The following is a 15,147-nucleotide window of genomic DNA, read 5'->3' on the forward strand; positions in this document are numbered from 1 at the left end:
AAGAGAAGTCTATTATGTCGAGAGATATTAGGTTAAAAGAAAGGTGGGATGTGCTGGTAGAGAAATTATCGTCGCAATTTTCAGATGGAGACGCTCTTGAGCTAGATGCGATTATTTACTTGGTAGGTCTGCAAGAGTTGGGTCAATACCACCGTAAATTCAAAAAGGACGCCAAACTTGATTTGATGCATATTGCCATCTGTCGGCTGCTTGAGCCCTATGGTTACTATGAGTTCGATTTTTTTGACGAAGAGGGTTGGCCACATTATAAGGTGAAAGAAGAATTGCCCCTACTGAAATCCGGTGAGCAATCAGTTCTCATGAAAGAGGCGTTGGTAGACTACTTTATAGAGAAAGAGTATATCACCTAACTACAAACTATTTCGATTCGGATGAAAGAAGGTACTTATTACGCGGTCATCTTTACTTCATTAAAAAAGCCCGATGATGAAGGTTATGCAGAAATGGCCCAAAAGATGGTCGATTTGGCAAGAGAACAGCCAGGTTTTTTAGATGTTGAAAGCGCTAGAGACGAAATAGGAATCACGGTTAGTTATTGGAAAGATTTAGAATCAATCGCGGCTTGGAAAGTCAACCTTGATCACCAAAAGGCTCAAGCAAGGGGAATTAAAGACTGGTACCAATGGTATCGCGTTAGAATCTGCAGGGTAGAGCGCGAATACAGCCGATAGTACGTTTTATATTGTTGTATCTAAATTTGTCCTCATTGTCGTCTTTGTGAATTTTTCGTTACCAAGCCGTACTGCTATACTTTGTACTTTGAATTGCATGGTTTAAACTCTATATTTAACCATAATCAGGGTCGGTTATATGCTTTTCCAAAGCTTATCTCTTATTTCAGGTTTCCTTCGAGAAGAAATAACCGGTACAACTTACTCAACTTATACATGAAATATATTATCTCACTTGACCAAGGAACCACGAGTTCTAGGGCTTTACTTGTCGATGAAACTGGCCAAATCAAAGGAATGGTCCAAAAAGAGTTCAAACAGATTTTTCCGAAATCGGGCTGGGTAGAACATGATCCCATTGAAATTTGGGATACCCAAATGGCCGTATTAGAGCAATTGGTGGATGAAGAAAAAGTAGACCCCAAAGATATTGCTGCCATTGGTATTACCAACCAAAGGGAAACTACCATGGTCTGGGATAAGACTACCGGCGAGCCTGTTTACAATGCCATAGTCTGGCAAGACAAGAGAACGGCCGATATTTGCGAACACTTGAAGAATACCGGTTTGACCGAGCATGTAAAGAAAACTACTGGGCTCGTTATTGATTCCTATTTTTCTGGTACGAAGGTCAAATGGATCCTTGACAATGTTGAAGGTGCCAAAAAGAAAGCTGAGAATGGCGATTTGCTAATGGGTACCGTTGACACTTGGCTGGTTTGGAATATGACCGGAAGAGAAAAGCATGTGACGGATTATACCAATGCATCTCGAACCATGATATATGATATCGTTGAGTTAAAGTGGGATGATAAACTTTTAAAAGCTTTGGGCATCCCCAAGTTGATGTTGCCCGAAGTAATGCCTTCAGCACATCATTTTGGTGATTATGACCTTAAAGGAACAAAAATACCGATAGCCGGTATTGCGGGTGATCAGCAAGCCGCTTTGTTTGGCCAAGCTTGTTTTAAAAAAGGAACGGCAAAGAACACTTATGGTACCGGTTGTTTTATGCTTATGAATACTGGGGAAAAGCCCCAATTTTCAAAAAATGGCTTATTGACAACCATTGCCTACGGTTTAGATGGTAAGGTGAACTATGCACTTGAGGGAAGTATTTTTATTGCTGGTGCCGCCATTCAGTGGTTGCGCGACGGACTCGAACTTATTAAAGATGCCAAGGAAACCGAACCTTTGGCTGAGAGTGTGGAAGAAGAAAACCCCGTTTATGTAGTGCCGGCCTTTGCAGGTCTTGGTGCCCCCTATTGGGATATGTATGCCAGAGGAGCCATTTTTGGACTCACCAGAGATACCGGAAAGGCACACTTGGCAAAAGCCACTTTGGAATCGTTGGCCTACCAGACCAAAGATATTTTAAAGGCGATGGAAGACGATTCGGGCATACAACTAAAAAATCTTCGTGTAGATGGGGGTGCCTGTGCAAACAATTATCTAATGCAATTTCAAGCCGATATTTTAGATTCGGAGGTTCACAGACCTGAGGTTATAGAATCGACAGCCATGGGTGCCGCTTTTTTGGCAGGTATACAAGTTGGGTTATGGAAACAGGACGATGTGGATCAAAATAGACCTATGAACCGAATTTTTAAGCCTAATTTTGATCGGGTAAAAAGAAAGAGACTTTATAAAAAATGGCAAAAGGCCGTTGAACGAACCAAAGGTTGGGAAGAGCAATAAACACCAAGCGTACTTCATGAAGAACATCAAGTTTTCAAATCTAGATAGGTCAAGAACCGCAGAAAAAATATCAAAAGAAAAATATGACCTCGTCGTAATAGGTGGTGGAATCACAGGTGCGGGCATCGCTTTGGATGCTTCTTCACGCGGACTCAAAGTGGCGCTTGTTGAAAAGGGAGATTTTGCTTCGGGTACCAGTAGTAAATCAACGAAATTGATTCACGGGGGTTTGCGCTATCTTAAGCAATTCGATTTTTGGTTGGTCAAAGAGGTGGGTTCCGAGAGAGCTATAGTTCATAAGTTGGCGCCACACCTGGTTATACCTGAAAAGATGTTGCTTCCTTTGATAGAAAATGGCTCGTACGGTAAATGGCTTACTTCGATTGGGCTTAAAGTCTATGATATACTGGCCGAAGTTTCAGGTGATGATAAGCGAAAGATGCTAGAGAAAAAAGAGGCGCTTAAGCTAGAGCCTTTACTTCCCAAAAAGATTTTAAAAGGAGCCGGTTATTATGCAGAGTATCGTACCGATGATGCCCGATTGACCATCGAGAACATAAAAACAAGCCTGCTTTTTGGTGCTAGGGCCATCAATTACACGGCTGTAGAAGATTTCGTTTATAAAAAAGACAAGGTGGCCGGGGTCAAAGTGAAAGACGTTATAAACGGCAAAACATACGATATAAAATCGAAATATGTTATCAGCGCGGCGGGGCCTTGGGTAGATGAACTTAGAAGCAAGAATAATTCTAAGAAGGGCAAGCAGCTCCATTTGACGAAAGGTGTTCACTTGGTGTTTCCACATGAAAAACTGCCAGTAAAACAATCGGTGTATTTTGATATTCCCGATGGGCGAATGATGTTTGCCATACCTCGCGGCAAAATCACCTATATAGGTACTACCGATACCAATTATAATAAGGATAAAGACAATGTACGCACCGATTTGGCCGATGCTATTTATTTAATTTCCGCGGTGAACAATATGTTTCCAAAAATCAATCTTGAAATGGAAGATATTATTTCTTCTTGGGCAGGGTTACGTCCTTTGATTCATGAAGAAGGTAAATCGGCATCTGAGTTATCAAGAAAAGATGAAATCTTTACATCCGATACCGGACTTATCAGTATAGCGGGAGGTAAACTTACCGGCTATCGCAAAATGGCCGAGCGAGTAGTAAATCGCATCGCCAAAAAAATGGAAGAGGAGCACGACACGCAGTTGAAAGAATGTTTTACTGATAAAATTGCTTTGTGCGGCAATACCGATTTCAAGAAATACAAACATGTAAAGAAGTATATCAAAGAGGTTTTTGAACGTATTGAAAAAAAGGGGTTCAGTGAGCATGATGCTTGGTTTTTGGTCACCAATTACGGCAAGCAGACAGAAAAAATCTTAGAATATTATAAAGAGCAGAAAGATGACAACCCCCAATTGGGTATGGCCAAGGCGGAATTACGGTTCTGCATCGAATATGAGATGGTTCAGAACCCAATGGATTTCTTTATAAGACGAACGGGGCGTTTGTATTTTGATATCGATAGTGTTCGGAATCTTTTGGAGCCTATTTTAGAAGAATTCAAAAAATACTTCGATATCAATGACGGTAAAATCTCTTTATGGCGAGATACGATGTTAAGTGAATTAGAAGATCATTCTAACTTTTCATTGGAGCGGTCCTAATTAAATCAATCCAACTTATCGGTCAATGCCAAAAAGACCTTTTTAGCATTTTTACCCTCATAAAGTACCTTATAAACTGCATTGATAATGGGGGTCTTTACCTTTTTTTCAAATTTGCCCTTCAGTTCATAAGCGCTTTTGGCCGCATAGTAGCCTTCGGCTACCATGTTCATTTCCATTTGGGCACTTTTAACGGTATAGCCTTTACCAATCATATTTCCGAACATACGGTTACGACTAAAAGTGGAATACCCTGTAACGAGTAAATCGCCTAAGTAGGCAGAATCGTTAATATTACGGTCGATTTTATGAATGCTTTTGGTATAGCGTTTCATTTCACGAATCGCATTGCTCATAAGTACGCTCTGAAAATTATCTCCGTAACCCAACCCGTGTGCAATACCGGCGGCAATGGCATAGATATTCTTAAGCATGGCGGCATACTCGGTGCCTATGATGTCTTTGGTCACCTTTGTTTTAATATAGCTACTGCTCAGGTTTTTGGCTACGAACTTCGCCTTTGAAGTATCGGCACAGGCAATAGTAAGGTAAGATAGACGCTCCATGGCTACCTCTTCAGCATGGCAAGGACCCGTGATAACACCTATGTTCTTAAAAGGAATGTCATAGGTTTCATGAAAATGTTCGCCAACAATCAATCCCGTCTCCGGTACGATACCCTTTATAGCGGAAAACACTATTTTCTCTTTTATAGAACTGGTTAGTTTTTGAAGTTCGGTATGTAAAAAGGCCGAAGGAATGGCAAAAATTAAAATGTCAGCTTTTGAGACGGCCTCATTGATATCGTCAGTTAGGTGCAATTTTTCTGTGTTGAAAGTGACCGAGGTAAGATAATTGGGGTTGTGTTTTTGAATTTTAATGAATCCAATAGCATCGGTATTTCTCATGTACCATACCACCTCTTCTTGATTGTCGCAGAGCATTTTAACAATGGCCGTTGCCCAACTTCCCCCGCCCAATACGGCAAATTTCAAAGCTTTGTTCATTTAATCTTAGGCTAAAATCATGTTTGTTTTTCCTGAAACAAAACTAGTGAAATAAAAAATCGCATCCTTATTCTTTGATTATCAAAAAGTTAAAAGTTTTGGCACGGTGGTTGTTTTTAATCTGTTGAATTCTAATGCTATGAATATGAAAACAAAACTATTTACGCTACTAATGTTTGGCCTGTTGGCCACCTCTTGTTATACAGAGGTTATAGTTGAAGACGATTATATACAAGAGCCTTCTGTAAATGCTGAAGCGGTATTGGGATCATATGACCTTTGGTACGTAGATATCAATGCAACTCAAGGTAATGGTGAGATACCCTTTTTGCAAAGAGCGTTCACGGTGTCCTTTATCAATGGTAAGCTAATTGCCAATAACAATATTGTGGGTATTGGTAGAACAGGAGATGGATTGGGGGTCGATGTAGGTTACTATAATGGGAGTAATAGTTCTATTGAGGTTAACCACGATTTAGACGGCCATTATATTTTAGATGTATTTGTCATCGATGGTAATACGGTGGAAATATATGATGGCTATACCGATACTTCTTACTTTCTAGATGGTTACCAATTGAACAATTTTGATTTTGACTTCGTCTTTTACGATAACCTCAATTATTTTTTGCAGGAGTATGATGCTTGGGAAAAAGTATACACCAGCGAAAGAGGTACTCTTAATGATTTCGACAATGAGAATTTCTTAAACTTCGAACCTGAATTTTTTAGGTCTTCGATTGATGAGCCCGGAACGGCCATTAATAGGTTACAATGGGATTTTGAAGGCGAATATCAGGTGTATGACATACAAAACGATGAAATGCTCAAAACTTTAACACTGGCCTACCATTCATCGAGCAATGATTACTTTGAACTATACGTTATTAATGATAGTACTATCGAACTGTATCATCCTTCTAGCAGAACGGTCTATAAGTTTAGAGGAAGGGGATACAGGCAATACTTGAAATCAAGCACAGGTAGTACCGATAAAAAAAGAATTAAAACTTCTAATCCTTTAATGAAGGTCGAAAGAAGTAGAGATAGTAAATAAGATTTTTTTGGTTGGTTATTTAGTTAGAGACCGCTCCATTTCACTTGATTTGGGGCGGTTTTGTTTTAGTGCGATGATTTTACCTGTTCCAAAATCTCCGAGTCGATAGTTTGTTTGTCCGATGAATGCAATACCGAGATATCTCCGGTAGTTTCGAAAACTACAGCTTTCACTTCTGAAAGTTGCAAGACGTTGGCTTCTCGTAGTTTTGCCATAAGGTCAGATTTGCTGACCAAACATTTTTTAAGGTTATTTTCTATAATCTCGCCATCTTTCATAAGAAGTACGGGAGAATTGGTGGCGATGTTTTCCAAAGCCTGCGAAGAACTGACCAGTTTGGCAAAAAGCACCTGAAGGCATGCTAGAATTGCCAGGGCAACCACTGCGCTCATGAAACTTTTTGAAGGTTGGTTGACCGCATTCGCCAATATTGAGCCCATGGCTATAGTGATGGCAAAGTCAAAACTGCTCATTTTGGCGAAGGTTCGTTTGCCGGCCAATCGGGTTATAAAAATGATATACATATAGATCAAGATACCGGCAAGAGCGATTTTTAAGATGGTAGAGAGAGTTATTGAAAACATAGTTCTTGATTTTTCATTGACATGTTTAAAACATAAACTATTTACTTTTTTCAATAAACGGTAGAAGATAAATTACTGTCTCTAAAGATTATAACCGCATTTTCATTCTCTTTTTAAAATCTGATGGGTTTTCGCCCGTTATTTTTTTAAAGGTTCGGTTGAAATATGAAAGACTTTCAAAACCGCACTCAAAACAAGTCTCGCTCACGTTTTTGCCAATTAATAATAAACGTTTGGCCTGACTTATACGGTATTGGTTCAAGAAGTTGATAAATGTACTGTTGGTAGCCTTTTTGAAATATCGGCAGAAGGCAGGTTTGCTCAGATTGCAAATATCGGCGACCTCACCTATCGAGATATGGTCTTGGTAATGCTTATCGACAAAAGCATAAATTTCCCTAATTCGAGATTGCTCTTTACTGCTATAGGTGTTGATATATGGTTTTTTGTGTAGAACCTCGAACTCGTTACTGCCAGAAAGTTGCTTCAATATATTCAAGACTTGCATAAAGAAATCGTAGGGGTGCAACTGATAGAGTTGCCTCATCAATGCACCTATTTCTGTTTTGGTCTTTCCGTGAAAGGCTATACCGTACTTTGCCAAGTCCATAAGGCGGTTGAGGTTCTTCAATTCTGGAAGTGGGGCTATAAAACTATCTTTGAATGAAGGTTTTATATGCAACACTTCCTTGCGATATTCTGTTTTAACCCCGTAATCAAAGTTTAAATGCGGAATGCCAGAACCGATGAGAACCAAATCACTTTCGGTATAAGTTGAAATATGGTTGCCGACGTGTCTGGTGGCAGTGGCCCCTTCTATATAGACCAATTCATATTCCGGATGAAAATGCCAATAGAACAAATGATTGAGCTTAGGGTCGTGCAGCAAACGAAAAGGGCTGTCCGACTCAGGTTTTATGGTCTCTAATTGAACTTTCAAAGTTTACTCTAGATTAAAACACTTCATAAAGGTTTCACTAAATTATTAGTATTTCATCTATAAATCATCATAAATATCAATATTGTTCAAATCTATATCAATATCAAGGTAGTTTTCCATTTTCTTGTAGAGTAGTTTTATCTCTAGAAATTCTAAATATAGGCGTCATGAAAAACATTGATGAAAAGCTTGAAATGGCCAACAAGGCACACCAAGAGATACCCGGTAATCCTTCCACGGCAACCACGAGTAAAGTAAAATTAAACGACCGCTCTAATGGTCAACCATTGAGAGTGCTGAGCGAAGAGGATTGGCGATTTTGGATTGAGAACGGTTATATAGTTGTCAAGAATGCCATATCGAAGGAGCAGGCTCAGGCCACGGCAGATTTTATTTGGGAATTTGATGAAAAAGACCCCAACAATCCTGAAACGTGGTATCAAGCACCCCGTGCAGAAATGAAAATGAAAGAACTGACCGGTACTGGTATGGTAGAGGTATATAATCATCAGCACTTATGGAATAACCGGCAAACCAAACGGGTCTACGATGCCTTTGTCGATATATGGGGAACGGAGCATCTATGGGTAACCATTGATAGGGCCAATTTGAATTTTCCTCTACCGGAAGGGGTTAAGAAAAAAGGATTTATCCATTGGGACTATGACCCGGAAACAAGACCTCAAAACGTTCAGGGCGTATTGGCGCTAGCCGATCAGACCGATGAAAATATGGGTGGTTTTCAGTGCATACCATGGCTTTATCGCAATTATGATAGTTGGAAGCTGACGCAGCCCGAAGACCGCGACCACTTTCAACCTGATATTACCGGTTTAGAAGATGAATTGGTCAAAGTGAAAATGGAAGCAGGTGACCTCTTGATATTCAATAGTACCCAACCTCATGGCATACGGCCTAACAATTCGAAGAACAAGGTTAGAATTGCACAATATATTTCAATGATGCCCGCAGAAGAAGACAATGTTGAAATGAAAAATTGGCGGGTCAACTCATGGAAAAATAGAATTGCACCAGAAGGTTATGCCTTTCCTGGGGATCCAAGAAATTGGGAACAGACCAAATATGAAACGGCCGAACTAAGTGAATTAGGACAAAAACTGTTAGGTCTAAGAAGCTGGTAGACAATTTGTTCTGTTGAGGTGATATTGTATAATTGATAGCTATAACTAGGTCAATAGCTTATTTTGGTCTATTTTTGCACGCTCAAAACCGACCATGAAGAAGTATTTCAACCTTTTCGATTTTAAGCAAAAAGTAGATTATAAGACCGAAATCCTTTCAGGACTCACGGTGGCGCTTGCATTGGTGCCTGAGGCAATTGCTTTTGCCTTGATACCAGGCTTTTCACCGCTAACAGGTTTGTATGCGGCCTTTGTTCTTTGTTTTATAACCTCCATTCTTGGGGGTAGACCAGGTATGATTTCCGGAGCAACAGGAGCAGTGGCAGTAATTTTCGTAGGCCTGATTCTTGAATTAAAACGAACTTTTCCTGAAATCGGTCCGGAAGGTATACTTCAATATACATTCGCTACCGTCATTATTGCAGGTATTTTGCAAATTCTGGCCGGTGTTCTACGTTTGGGAAAATTTATTCGCTTGGTTCCCCATCCGGTGATGTTCGGGTTCGTAAACGGGTTGGCCATAATTATTTTCATGGCTCAGTTTCCGAACTTTTATCAAAAAGGTACGGATCAATTGTTGGAAGGATCATCATTTTATATGATGTTGGGGCTTACATTGTTGACGATGCTGATCATTTGGGGTTTTCCAAAGCTGACAAAGGCCATACCCTCCTCTTTATTGGCTATTTTGGTGGTGTCTGCGATTGTAATAGGCTTTGGAATCGATACCGTTACCGTGGCCGATACGATGTCTGAAGGCGAGAGTATTAGTGGTGGGTTTCCTCCGCTTTCCATCCCTCAAATTCCTTTTACGCTGGAGACTCTGAAAATTATATTTCCTTATGCTGCTATAGTGGCTGGGGTCGGACTTATTGAAAGTTTGCTTACCCTGAACATTGTTGATGAAATTACTGAAACACGGGGTAGGAGCAACAAAGAGTGCGTGGCCCAAGGTACGGCCAATATATTCTCGGGCTTCCTTTCCGGTATGGGAGGTTGTGCCATGATAGGTCAAAGTTTGATCAATACTTCTTCCGGGGCGAGGGCAAGGTTGTCGGGCATAACTGCAGCCGTTATGCTTTTGGTCTTCATAATGTTCGGTTCAAGTTTAATTGAACGTTTACCAATGGCGGCTTTAGTGGGCCTGATGTTTATGGTGGCTATCGGTACTTTTGAATGGGCCAGTTTTAAGACTTTCGGTAAAATGCCAAAATCAGATGTGGTAGTCATGGTTCTGGTAACACTTATTACGGCAATTACCCACAATTTGGCCGTAGCCGTATTATTAGGGGTCATCATTTCTGCATTGGCTTATTCTTGGGAAAATGCCAAGAGAATTAGAGCACGCAAGCGTGTAGATGAGAATGGAGTAAAACATTACGAAATTTACGGACCGCTATTTTTTGGTTCCACAACCTTGTTTTCAGAGAAATTTGATGTGCTTAACGACCCCGATGAGGTCATAATCGATTTTAAGGAAAGCCGGGTGGCCGATATGTCTGGTATAGAAGCTTTGAATAAAATTACCGAGCGCTATGCCAAGGTGGGAAAAAAAGTACATTTAAGGCACCTAAGTAAAGATTGTGTGAGGTTGTTGAAGAATGCAGAAGATATTATCGATGTAAATGTATTGGAAGACCCTACCTACAAGGTAGTTTCCGACCAAATAGGCAATTAAGTGCCAAAGTCGATTTTATCTTTCATTATCCTCTTCTTTTTTTGAATCGGTATATCCGCCTGCCCATCCTATCCAATACCTTAATGATATGTATGAGCGTTTTCTATTGAGAATTCTCTCGGGTAAATTATGCTCATTGAGCAGTAGTAGATCTTCTTTCATGTCGCCTAGATTAATTGATGAATGTCTTTGTTTATATAGACGAAGACCTATCTAAGCAATTGATAAAATTTTGTTAAAAAACAAATACCTCATATTGGGCAAAAAAAAACCGGGCTTCATTTGAAGCCCGGTTTTGGTATAAGATAAAATCCTCTTAGAAGGTTCTTAGGTATTCGGCTACCGCCCTTACCTCGTCTTCAGATAGATTTTGATTGAGCATTATAGCATTGTTGTACTCTTTCAACAAAGCTTTAGCAATCGGGTCTTCTTTCAACATTTTATCAGGACCACTGATCATGTTCATTACCCAAGCTGGGTTTCTTCTTTCATAAACACCTTTTAAGGCGGGGCCTATCATTCGCTGCTCTGCCATATGGCAAGCAGTACAGACAGCGTTGAATTTGGCTTCACCGGCAGCTGCCAACTCAGCATCGATTTCACCGTCAAAAGAGATATCTTTAAACGGGCCGACTCCCTCATTGTCCATATCAACAGGAACACCTTCTGATTGGGCTTCTGTAGTTTTTTCTTCGGTTTTGGTGCGGTTCATTTCAAAACCTTCTTTCTTTTCTTCCTTCTTTTTCTCGCCACAGCCAACTACAAGCGCTCCTAGGGCAAGTACAACAAGTATTTTTTTCATTGGTAACAAAATTTATGGGCACTAATATAGTGATTACCCATCTTTAAAGCCCTTCTTCTATGAACTTTATTGCTCTTTTTTCATTGTGATATCGATTACCATAATCCCAAAAACCTACATGTCCTCCAAATTTTGGTATTTCTAAGTAAATATTCTTGTTGTCTTTGGCCTCTTTTATTGGAAAACACTCAGGTCCAAGAAAAGAGTCGTTCTGGGCATTGATGATCAGGGTAGGTATTTGAACGTTTGGCAAGAATTGCAGGCAACTGCATTTCTCATAATAATGCATTGCATTTTTGAAACCGTGCGCGCGACTTGTATAGATGTCATCAAAATCTTTAAGGTTTTTAATGCGAGCGATATCTTTTTTGGTCAGTCGCTCAGGAAACAGAGGTTCTTTTAAGCGAAGTTTGGCTACCAGATGCTTCTTAAATCGTTGTGAATAGGCAAAATTCTTGGCTTTCAATAGTTCGGTCAGTGAACTAGAAAGGTTACAAGGTACCGATATGCCTATCACGGCTTTAATTTCTTTGGGCAGACTTCGAGGTTCACCAATATATTTCAGTGCCAAATTACCACCTAGGCTTACCCCTTTAATATAGATTTCATCGTATTTTTTGAGCCTCAGAATGTGCTGAACGATTTCTTCCAGATCTTCTGTGGCACCACTGTGATAAGAACGGAATAGTCTATTGGTCTCGCCGCTGCAACCCCTAAAATTTACGGCACAGGCATCATAATTTGTTTCATTGAAAACTTGTGCTGACCCTGTGATGTAAGGTCGTTGCCCGTTTCCTTCCAACCCGTGTAAAAGTAGTATCACCTTTTTAGTGCTAGACACAGAGAAACTCCAATCTAAATCAAGAAAATCACCGTCACTCAATTCCAATCGCTCTCTTGTTTGCTGCAATCCTGCCACTTTTCTGAAAAGACCCGAATAAATTGTTGACACATGCCCATTTTTGAAGGGCAAAATGGGGCTGTAATCTGATTCAAGTAGGGGCATTGTAGATGATTATTTCTGTAAGGGAATAGGTGCAGAATTCGAAACTCTGACCTATAAATTGATTTTGAAAGTTGTTGTAAATTTAAGGATGACAATTGCATCAAAAAAATATCTGTCAAACGATACTATAGTAAGGTAAATAGAAAACATGAACGATCCAAGATTTCCTCAATTACCACAAGGGCACATCAATATTTTAAAGGAGTACGGAACTATCGAGTGCTTTAATGAAGAAACCATTCTTTTTGACATTGGCCAACTTAAATATGACTTCTTTGTAGTGCTTCAGGGAGAAATAGATATTATCGACCCTTCCTACGGTCAAAAAATTATTGCCCATCACCAAAGTCAAGAGTTTTCGGGCGATAGCGGCATACTCTCAGAAAGAGGCTCGCAATTCAAAGGTATAGCCAAAGAGGGTTCTGAGCTAATTCGAGTGAGCCCAGATCGCTTAAAAGAGGCGATAGCCAAGCATAGTAGTTTAAGCGATATTCTTCTTAATACATTTCTTCAGAGACAAGACGCAATTTTGAGTGAATATGTAGGCGGACTCAAATTGGTGGGGTCAGGAAATTCGAAAGAAGCTTATGCCATTCGTGATTTTATGGACAAGAATTATATCTGGTATAATTTTTTGAATGTAGACGAATCGGAAGAGGCTCGTGACCTACTCAAAAACTTTGCGCTTGGTGATAAAGACCTGCCGTTGATGATTTGCCATGGGGGCCACCTGCACATGAAACCTACCCTTGATCAAGTGGCCCGATTTTCTGGGGTTCTGATGGATTTTGAGGATAAAATCTTCGATTTATTGGTAATCGGTGCTGGCCCAGCTGGCTTGGCAGCAAGTGTTTATGCCTCTTCTGAGGGGCTCAGTGTAGTAACTATTGATAGCAATGCCCCGGGAGGGCAGGCGGGCAAGAGTTCGAAAATTGAAAATTACTTGGGTTTCCCCACAGGTATATCAGGTAGAGACCTCGCCAATAAGGCTTACCTACAGGCACAAAAGTTCGGTTGTAACATTTCCATTCCTCATAGGGCAGAAAGTATTGAGCATACCGGAAATCATTTTATACTCTGCGCCACCAATGGCAAGGTAATAAAGACCAAATCTATAATTGCTGCTACAGGTGCGAACTATAGGCAACTCGATTTAGAGAATATTGTAAAGTTTGAGGGTAGTGGTGTCTATTACTCCGCTACCGGAATGAATACCTCTTCGTGCAAAGATGAAATTGTCGGCGTGGTAGGTGGAGGGAATTCGGCCGGGCAAGCCGCTCTTTTTCTGGCCGATTACGCTGATGAGGTGCATATTATTTTACGAGGGGACGATTTGGGATCTAAAATGAGCGATTACTTGGTTCAGCGAATAAACGCTTCCTCAAAAATACATGTTCAACTGAACTGCCAAGTGGCAGAACTAAAGGGAACCCATCATTTAGAGGAAGTAACTCTAAAGTATACCGGTGGCGAAAAGTCTAAAATGAACATGACAAACCTATTCACGTTTATTGGCGCCAAGCCATGCACAGAGTGGCTTGAAGGTATTGTAGCCACTGATGAAAGGGGTTTCATTTGTACGGGCCCAGGTATCGAACGAAAAGATCTTTACATGTGCGATATTTATTCAACTAGAAAACCGCAATCGCTAGAAACGAGCATCCCTGGTTTTTTTGCCGTCGGCGATGTTAGAAAGGGATCCGTAAAGCGGGTGGCCTCTGCTGTAGGAGAGGGTTCTATGGCCGTCAGTCAAGTGCATCAATTCTTGTCTGAACTTCGGCAGCGAGAGGTGGCCGTTTAACCGCTAGTTGTAATCATCCTATTTCGGATAGGTTTCTAACCATTTGGCCTGCTCTTCAATCGCTTGTTTAAATTCAGATTTCAATTGGGCAACTAAGTCTTTCACCGGAAGGGTATTGTCTATTAATGCCGAACCTTGACCAGCTGACCAAATTGTTTTCCAGGCTTTTGCTTCGGTATTCAGCTCTTTGCCAAAATCTATTTTGGTATCTTTTTTAAGGTCTTCATCAGATAGACCGGCCGCTTTTAGGCTTTGGCCCAAAAAGTTGGCATGAACACCTGAAATGGCAGCTGTATACACCACATCGCTCGACCCGGCATCCTCAATCATATGTCGATATTCATCATTGGCTCCACTTTCCTCGGTATTGATGAACCTGGTACCCATATAGGCCATGTCGGCACCCATTTGCAATGTCGACGCAATATCACGCCCAGTGCTGATACATCCTGAAAGAATGATTGTTTTGTGAAAGAATTTTTTTATTTCCGAAACCAAGGTCATTGGGTTGATGGTTCCGGCGTGACCTCCTGCACCGGCGGCTACCAAAATGAGTCCGTCAACTCCGGCTTCCTGTGCTTTTTCCGCATGTCTTTTTTTAATAATGTCGTGAAATACGAGTCCGCCATAACTGTGAATCGCATCGACCACCATCGATACGGCTCCGAGTGAAGTAATCACAATCGGTACTTTGTGTTTAATGCACAGTTTAATATCCGCTTCCAACCTAGGATTGGTATTATGAACAATTAGGTTGACACCGAAAGGGGCCGGTTTTTTACCGGTCTTTTTTTCAAAAGCTTCCAATTCGGTCATTATTTCTATCAGCCATTCTTCAAAACCTTCACTTGTTCTTTGGTTTAAAGCGGGAAAGGTGCCCACAATTCCATTTTTACAGCATTCGATGACCAATTGAGGTCCAGAAATCAGAAACATGGGGGCGGCAATGGCCGGCAGATCCAAATCTTTGATAAAGGCAGGTTTGTTTGACATGATGGATCGGATTTAAGTTAATTCGAGTCGACCATAAATCTACACTCAATTCTTGTATTTAGC

Annotated in this window: 15 protein-coding genes; 8 read left to right on the plus strand and 7 right to left on the minus strand. The window is 40.7% G+C overall.

Going from position 1 to position 15,147, the window contains the following annotated elements; all coding sequences use genetic code 11:
* Positions 1–14 precede the first annotated feature (14 nt).
* The 4 genes from IL356_RS04850 to IL356_RS04865 all read left to right on the plus strand — a co-directional run bounded on the left by IL356_RS04850 (position 15) and on the right by IL356_RS04865 (position 4,074).
* Positions 15–371 carry a hypothetical protein gene (locus IL356_RS04850; RefSeq protein ID WP_121846939.1) on the plus strand — a complete coding sequence of 119 codons (357 nt, stop codon included), beginning with the start codon at positions 15–17 and terminating at the stop codon, positions 369–371.
* Positions 372–392: 21 nt separating this feature from the next.
* A complete protein-coding gene (locus tag IL356_RS04855) occupies positions 393–692 on the plus strand; it encodes an antibiotic biosynthesis monooxygenase family protein (protein ID WP_121846938.1) in 300 nt (99 codons plus the stop codon).
* Positions 693–908: 216 nt separating this feature from the next.
* The gene (glpK, locus tag IL356_RS04860; protein ID WP_121850532.1) at positions 909–2,390 is read left to right on the plus strand and encodes a glycerol kinase GlpK; all 1,482 of its coding nucleotides are present in this window, start codon (positions 909–911) and stop codon (positions 2,388–2,390) included.
* Positions 2,391–2,406: 16 nt separating this feature from the next.
* Positions 2,407–4,074, plus strand: coding sequence for a glycerol-3-phosphate dehydrogenase/oxidase (locus tag IL356_RS04865; RefSeq protein ID WP_121850531.1), 1,668 nt, complete (start codon positions 2,407–2,409; stop codon positions 4,072–4,074).
* A 5-nt stretch (positions 4,075–4,079) separates the two neighbouring features.
* On the opposite strand, the gene IL356_RS04870 is transcribed toward IL356_RS04865, so the two are convergent.
* Positions 4,080–5,081 (minus strand): NAD(P)H-dependent glycerol-3-phosphate dehydrogenase, encoded by a 1,002-nt coding sequence (locus IL356_RS04870; RefSeq protein WP_121846937.1) that lies wholly within the window; start codon positions 5,079–5,081, stop codon positions 4,080–4,082.
* 145 nt (positions 5,082–5,226) lie between these two features.
* Between IL356_RS04870 and IL356_RS04875 the strand changes: the two genes are divergently transcribed.
* Positions 5,227–6,138 carry a nicotinic acid mononucleotide adenyltransferase gene (locus tag IL356_RS04875; protein ID WP_121850530.1) on the plus strand — a complete coding sequence of 304 codons (912 nt, stop codon included), beginning with the start codon at positions 5,227–5,229 and terminating at the stop codon, positions 6,136–6,138.
* 65 nt (positions 6,139–6,203) lie between these two features.
* Here IL356_RS04875 and IL356_RS04880 read toward each other — a convergent pair whose 3' ends face one another.
* Together IL356_RS04880 and IL356_RS04885 are read right to left on the minus strand one after the other, a co-directional pair.
* Positions 6,204–6,722, minus strand: coding sequence for a DUF421 domain-containing protein (locus IL356_RS04880; protein WP_121846936.1), 519 nt, complete (start codon positions 6,720–6,722; stop codon positions 6,204–6,206).
* Between the two features lie 88 nt (positions 6,723–6,810).
* On the minus strand, positions 6,811–7,662 hold the full coding sequence (locus tag IL356_RS04885; protein WP_121846935.1) for an AraC family transcriptional regulator: 852 nt from the start codon (positions 7,660–7,662) through the stop codon (positions 6,811–6,813).
* A gap of 167 nt (positions 7,663–7,829) precedes the next feature.
* Between IL356_RS04885 and IL356_RS04890 the strand changes: the two genes are divergently transcribed.
* Both IL356_RS04890 and IL356_RS04895 read left to right on the plus strand, forming a co-directional pair.
* Positions 7,830–8,804 (plus strand): phytanoyl-CoA dioxygenase family protein, encoded by a 975-nt coding sequence (locus tag IL356_RS04890; protein WP_121846934.1) that lies wholly within the window; start codon positions 7,830–7,832, stop codon positions 8,802–8,804.
* Between the two features lie 94 nt (positions 8,805–8,898).
* Positions 8,899–10,482 (plus strand): SulP family inorganic anion transporter, encoded by a 1,584-nt coding sequence (locus IL356_RS04895; protein ID WP_121846933.1) that lies wholly within the window; start codon positions 8,899–8,901, stop codon positions 10,480–10,482.
* Positions 10,483–10,497: 15 nt separating this feature from the next.
* On the opposite strand, the gene IL356_RS04900 is transcribed toward IL356_RS04895, so the two are convergent.
* The 3 genes from IL356_RS04900 to IL356_RS04910 form a co-directional block, all read right to left on the minus strand.
* Positions 10,498–10,644, minus strand: coding sequence for a hypothetical protein (locus IL356_RS04900; RefSeq protein ID WP_162987764.1), 147 nt, complete (start codon positions 10,642–10,644; stop codon positions 10,498–10,500).
* Positions 10,645–10,798: 154 nt separating this feature from the next.
* Complete coding sequence (locus tag IL356_RS04905) at positions 10,799–11,284, minus strand: c-type cytochrome (RefSeq protein WP_121846932.1); 486 nt, start codon at positions 11,282–11,284, stop codon at positions 10,799–10,801.
* A 43-nt stretch (positions 11,285–11,327) separates the two neighbouring features.
* Positions 11,328–12,290 carry a YheT family hydrolase gene (locus IL356_RS04910; protein ID WP_121850528.1) on the minus strand — a complete coding sequence of 321 codons (963 nt, stop codon included), beginning with the start codon at positions 12,288–12,290 and terminating at the stop codon, positions 11,328–11,330.
* Positions 12,291–12,438: 148 nt separating this feature from the next.
* Here IL356_RS04910 and IL356_RS04915 point away from each other — a divergent pair, with 148 nt between their 5' ends.
* Positions 12,439–14,091 carry an FAD-dependent oxidoreductase gene (locus tag IL356_RS04915; RefSeq protein WP_121850527.1) on the plus strand — a complete coding sequence of 551 codons (1,653 nt, stop codon included), beginning with the start codon at positions 12,439–12,441 and terminating at the stop codon, positions 14,089–14,091.
* An 18-nt stretch (positions 14,092–14,109) separates the two neighbouring features.
* Here IL356_RS04915 and IL356_RS04920 read toward each other — a convergent pair whose 3' ends face one another.
* Complete coding sequence (locus IL356_RS04920; RefSeq protein ID WP_121850526.1) at positions 14,110–15,084, minus strand: NAD(P)H-dependent flavin oxidoreductase; 975 nt, start codon at positions 15,082–15,084, stop codon at positions 14,110–14,112.
* Positions 15,085–15,147: the final 63 nt, after the last annotated feature.

This window comes from Euzebyella marina (genome assembly GCF_014855515.1).
GTDB lineage: Bacteria > Bacteroidota > Bacteroidia > Flavobacteriales > Flavobacteriaceae > Euzebyella > Euzebyella marina.

Excerpts from the sequence above, each read along its gene's own strand:
- IL356_RS04905 (WP_121846932.1), bottom strand. The coding sequence starts at position 11,284 with ATGAAAAAAATACTTGTTGTACTTGCCCTAGGAGCGCTTGTAGTTGGC.
- glpK (WP_121850532.1), top strand. The coding sequence starts at position 909 with ATGAAATATATTATCTCACTTGACCAAGGAACCACGAGTTCTAGGGCT.
- IL356_RS04915 (WP_121850527.1), top strand. The coding sequence starts at position 12,439 with ATGAACGATCCAAGATTTCCTCAATTACCACAAGGGCACATCAATATT.
- IL356_RS04870 (WP_121846937.1), bottom strand. The coding sequence starts at position 5,081 with ATGAACAAAGCTTTGAAATTTGCCGTATTGGGCGGGGGAAGTTGGGCA.
- IL356_RS04875 (WP_121850530.1), top strand. The coding sequence starts at position 5,227 with ATGAAAACAAAACTATTTACGCTACTAATGTTTGGCCTGTTGGCCACC.
- IL356_RS04910 (WP_121850528.1), bottom strand. The coding sequence starts at position 12,290 with ATGCCCCTACTTGAATCAGATTACAGCCCCATTTTGCCCTTCAAAAAT.
- IL356_RS04890 (WP_121846934.1), top strand. The coding sequence starts at position 7,830 with ATGAAAAACATTGATGAAAAGCTTGAAATGGCCAACAAGGCACACCAA.
- IL356_RS04880 (WP_121846936.1), bottom strand. The coding sequence starts at position 6,722 with ATGTTTTCAATAACTCTCTCTACCATCTTAAAAATCGCTCTTGCCGGT.
- IL356_RS04895 (WP_121846933.1), top strand. The coding sequence starts at position 8,899 with ATGAAGAAGTATTTCAACCTTTTCGATTTTAAGCAAAAAGTAGATTAT.
- IL356_RS04865 (WP_121850531.1), top strand. The coding sequence starts at position 2,407 with ATGAAGAACATCAAGTTTTCAAATCTAGATAGGTCAAGAACCGCAGAA.
- IL356_RS04920 (WP_121850526.1), bottom strand. The coding sequence starts at position 15,084 with ATGTCAAACAAACCTGCCTTTATCAAAGATTTGGATCTGCCGGCCATT.
- IL356_RS04855 (WP_121846938.1), top strand. The coding sequence starts at position 393 with ATGAAAGAAGGTACTTATTACGCGGTCATCTTTACTTCATTAAAAAAG.
- IL356_RS04850 (WP_121846939.1), top strand. The coding sequence starts at position 15 with ATGTCGAGAGATATTAGGTTAAAAGAAAGGTGGGATGTGCTGGTAGAG.
- IL356_RS04900 (WP_162987764.1), bottom strand. The coding sequence starts at position 10,644 with ATGAAAGAAGATCTACTACTGCTCAATGAGCATAATTTACCCGAGAGA.